The organism is Nocardioides sp. P5_C9_2 (assembly GCF_054049555.1).
In genome coordinates this window covers 1-3,813 of the sequence record NZ_JBFUMD010000388.1, presented here as the reverse complement: position 1 = coordinate 3,813, position 3,813 = coordinate 1, and the positions used below count along the sequence as shown (strand labels likewise).

At 72.0% G+C, this 3,813-nt stretch carries 6 protein-coding genes; 2 read left to right on the top strand and 4 right to left on the bottom strand.

Annotated elements, in window-relative coordinates; genetic code table 11:
• Positions 1 to 90: 90 nt before the first annotated feature.
• Both ACXJKL_RS16665 and ACXJKL_RS16660 read left to right on the top strand, forming a co-directional pair.
• The gene (locus ACXJKL_RS16665) at positions 91 to 345 is read left to right on the top strand and encodes a hypothetical protein (RefSeq protein WP_457208138.1); all 255 of its coding nucleotides are present in this window, start codon (positions 91 to 93) and stop codon (positions 343 to 345) included.
• A 25-nt stretch (positions 346 to 370) separates the two neighbouring features.
• Positions 371 to 757, top strand: coding sequence for a hypothetical protein (locus ACXJKL_RS16660; protein WP_457208137.1), 387 nt, complete (start codon positions 371 to 373; stop codon positions 755 to 757).
• A 94-nt stretch (positions 758 to 851) separates the two neighbouring features.
• Here the strand turns inward: ACXJKL_RS16660 and ACXJKL_RS16655 are convergent, their stop codons facing one another.
• From ACXJKL_RS16655 to ACXJKL_RS16640, 4 genes are all read right to left on the bottom strand, one after another.
• A complete protein-coding gene (locus tag ACXJKL_RS16655) occupies positions 852 to 1,421 on the bottom strand; it encodes an AAA family ATPase (RefSeq protein ID WP_457208136.1) in 570 nt (189 codons plus the stop codon).
• Between the two features lie 186 nt (positions 1,422 to 1,607).
• Entirely contained in the window at positions 1,608 to 2,270 is a 663-nt protein-coding gene (locus ACXJKL_RS16650; protein WP_457208135.1) for a GTP cyclohydrolase II, read from the bottom strand.
• Complete coding sequence (locus tag ACXJKL_RS16645; RefSeq protein ID WP_457208134.1) at positions 2,267 to 2,962, bottom strand: RibD family protein; 696 nt, start codon at positions 2,960 to 2,962, stop codon at positions 2,267 to 2,269. The genes ACXJKL_RS16650 and ACXJKL_RS16645 overlap by 4 nt, the downstream gene beginning before the upstream one ends.
• On the bottom strand, positions 2,955 to 3,813 hold an 859-nt coding region (locus ACXJKL_RS16640), incomplete at its 5' end, for a lysylphosphatidylglycerol synthase domain-containing protein (RefSeq protein WP_457208133.1). The genes ACXJKL_RS16640 and ACXJKL_RS16645, both read right to left, overlap by 8 nt.

Here is a 3,813-nt window from a genome sequence, read left to right as displayed (position 1 = left end):
GAGCAGGCGCCATCATCGGTGGGGCACTCGGGGGTGCGCCAGGAGCGGCGATCGGAGGCGCGATCGGTGGGGTCGTCGGCACGATCGTCGATGACTGCAAGGACTGACCGCACGGTGGATCGATGGCGTCAGGTCTGCCGCTCCCGGCGCCTCGACCGCACCGAGACCGTGGAGAAGCTCGACGACACCGGCATCCGACTGGTGCGGCGACTGGCCGGCACGCCGGTGTTCCCCGAGCGGATGGCGCGGGCCCGGGTGGTCCACAACGTCGAGGAGGTCGGGGTGCTCGGGCACCTGCTCCCCGACCAACGTCACCGAACGTCCAGGGGGCGGCCGTCGACCTGACCTGCCGTACGCCGATCATGAACCCGTGGAACACCAGCAGGGGCCGCAGTCGGTCGAGGAAGAGGCGAAGGTCGTCACGCTCTGCGGATCGACCAGGTTCGAGGCTGAGTTCGCGGAGGTCAACCAGCGGCTCACGATGGAAGGGTGCCTCGTGTTCAGCCTCGGGATGTTCAGCCTCCCCGACCTGGCGGACTACGACTGGGCAGCCGACGCCGCGGACCTGAAGGGGCGGCTCGGCCGCGTGCACTTCCAGAAGATCCGCATGGCCGACGAGGTGTACGTCGTAGATCCGGGCGGCTACGTAGGTGAGTCGACCCGACGGGAGATCGCCTACGCGGACTCGCTCGGCACGCCGGTTCGATACCTGAGTCGCGAGGGTCTGCCTCGCACCGGAGACGGCCGCCACGAGTGAGTCCGGCCGCCGAGGCCACCCTCCTCACGGGGTGTGTCCCTCTTCGGGCTGACCCTGCGGTCATCCGTTGATGGCGGGCTCGAGGTGTTGGGCGTCAGGGGACCGATGGAGGCCAGCGATGCCTTCGCCACCCCTCCCAGGTCGGGAATCCTGCGGGCGGGGCACCGACAGGTTCGCTGCCGTCGAGTTCCCCTCGGGTGGGGACGCTGATGACGGCAGCCCACTCAGCGAGCTCCTCGTCGGACATGTGCCACGTGGTGTGCGGTTCCTCAGCGTGGCGCCGGTCCAGTCGTCTCCGCTGCTCGGCCGGTGGGAGGTCGAAGTAGCGCATCTCCACGCCCGCACCGAGGTCGGCAGCTGCCTGACGTAGCGCGGAGCGCTCGTCCCGAGCCCAGAGACCGAAGTCGATGACGACGTCGATGCCGAGCTCGAGTGCCCGCAGACCGATCTCGATGAGCCGTCCTTCGATCACGTCCGACGCCGACGGCGGGTTGGCGAGCCCGAAGAGGGCCTTCACCCACTCGTCCTTCGTGAGGCGCAGAGCCTGTTCCTCGACCTCGATGCGCCGTGCTTCTGTGGTCTTCCCGGTGCCCGGCAGCCCTACGGTCAGGAACAGAGTCGGTCGTGTCGTCATCGCTTCCCTATCGCAGTGGTGCGTCATCATCGCTGACATCAGTTGTCCCGCAGCGAGAACGGCTGAGGCGGTCGTGAAAGGTGAACCGCCCAGGTGCCGTTGCGTGACCAGCGCCGGAAGTGGGACCAGACCCGCGTCCATCGGTCAGGTCACTGAGGTACGACATGCCCCGCACCGTGACGTTGTGCTCGACCCACGCAATGGGGACACACCCCATCAGAGGGCGAGGCGGTGGCGGCCGCGGGTGGCCTTGGCCGCCAGGTATCCCCCGTTGACCGCGGAGCGGTGCACCGCCGTCGGGACGAGACGCTCGACCTGGATGCCGGCCAACGCGAGCTGAACGGCCTTGTCCGGGTTGTTGGACAGCAGGTGCAACCGATCCTCGCCCAGGGCACGCAGCATCTGCGCGGCGACGGCGTAGTCGCGCTCGTCCTCCTCGAAGCCCAGCGCCAGGTTGGCCGCATAGGTGTCGAGCCCGACCTCCTGGAGTGCGTAGGCGTCGATCTTGTTGTAGAGCCCGATGCCGCGCCCCTCCTGCCGGAGGTACAGCAGGTAGCCGCCGGACCGCGCGATCAGCGCGATCGCCTCCTGGAGCTGGGGGCCGCAGTCGCACCGCTCGCTGCCGAGCACGTCCCCGGTCAGGCACTCGCTGTGCAGACGCACCAGAGGGACGCCGTCGGGCCGGACGTCCGGCGCCGCGCGGTCCCCGAGCCCGAGGGCGACGTGCTCCCGACCGTCGACCAGCCCGTCGAAGCTCACGAGCCGAGCCGGGGTGGACGAGCCGTCCGGCAGYCGCACCGGGAGCCGGACGTCACGCCGGACGGTGGCCGCCGCGACGCCCTCCCGCCCACGCCGGACGCGCATCCCCTCGGTGCTCATGCGGTCGCCTCGAAGCGGGCGGACAACGCGTAGCGCAGGAGCACCACGTCGCCGATCTGGCGGGTCTCAGCCAGGTGCGCCCGGTGACCGGGGTGCCACGGGAAGGCGCCGTCCCCGACGAACCGTCGGGCCTGCGAGGAGCCCACGAAGAACGGGGCGACCACCAGGTGCAGCTCGTCGGCGGTGCCGCTGGTGAGGAACTGGGTGTGGACCCGGCCCCCGCCCTCGACCATGAGCCTCCGGACGCCACGGTCGTAGAGGTCCTCGGTGAGTCGCCCGACCTCGACCCGTCGTCCTCCGTCGACGACGGTGGCCACCGCGGACAGGCGGCTGCGGGCCACCGGCACCGCCCGGCTCGCGCAGTAGACGATCTTCTCGCCGTCGCCGGCCACGAAGAAGTTGCTGCCGGCGTCGAGACGGGCGTGCTCGGTGACCGTGACCTTGGTGGGCGACTCGGCCAACCCGCGGTCGCGACGCAGCCGGCGCAGGCGCGGGTCGCGCACCAGCAGCCTCGGGTTGTCGGTGCGCACGGTGCCAGCTCCCACGAGGATCGCGTCGCACGCGGCGCGGACCTCGTCCACGCGCTCGAGGTCAGCGTCGTTCGACAGCACCAGGCGCTCCTCCGTGGSTCCGCCCAGGTAGCCGTCGAGGGAGRTGCTGCAGCTGAGGATGGTGTACGGGCGCTCAGGCATCGACCTTCCCTCCCACAGTCACTCGGGCTCCGCCCGCGGCGTGCCGGCGTCCGGCCACGCGCGCCGAGGCACGGCGGTCCGACCCGACGAGGAGCACCAGCGCCCCGGGCAGGTTCGCGACCAGCACGATGGCGCCGTACGCCACGGCGGCCGCCACGCCCGCGGCGCTCCCGAGCCCGGCAGCGGCGAACACCCAGGCGGCCATGCCCTCGCGGGGGCCCCAGCCGGCGAGGTTGAGCGGGAGGCCCGCCGCGACGAGGACGACCACCGCGAGCGGGAGCAGGGTCGCGAGGGGGACGGTGACGCCGACCGCCCGGGCTGCCAGCAGGTAGGTCGCGACGTGTCCGGCCATCGCCACCACGGAGGCGGTCACGACGCCGGGCCAGGAGCGGCGGACGAGCAGGCCGACCCGCAGGTCGTCGTGAACACCCCGGAGCAGCCTGCGCCACCACTCGCCGCCCGCGGCGGGCGCTCGCCACGCCGCCAGCGCGACCGCCAGCGTGACGACGGCCACCGCGCCGAACGCCCACGGCAGCAGCGGACCCACCGGGGACGGCAGCACCAGCAGCACCACTGTCGCCACCACCGCCTGCACCGCCTGGCCCGCGAACCGCTCCCAGCCGACGGCACGCAGCGCGAGGCCGGTCGCTCCCGAGGAGCGACCGTGCACGACTCCACGGTGCACGTCGCCGAGCACGCCGCCCGGCAGGACGGTGTTGAGGAACTGCGCCCGGTAGCAGGCGGCGACGGCGGCGGGGACGCGGATCCCGACACCCAGCTCGCRTGCGACCAGGTGCCACCTCCACGCGCAGGCGACGGTGGTGATCACCGCGATGCCCGCGCCCAGAGCC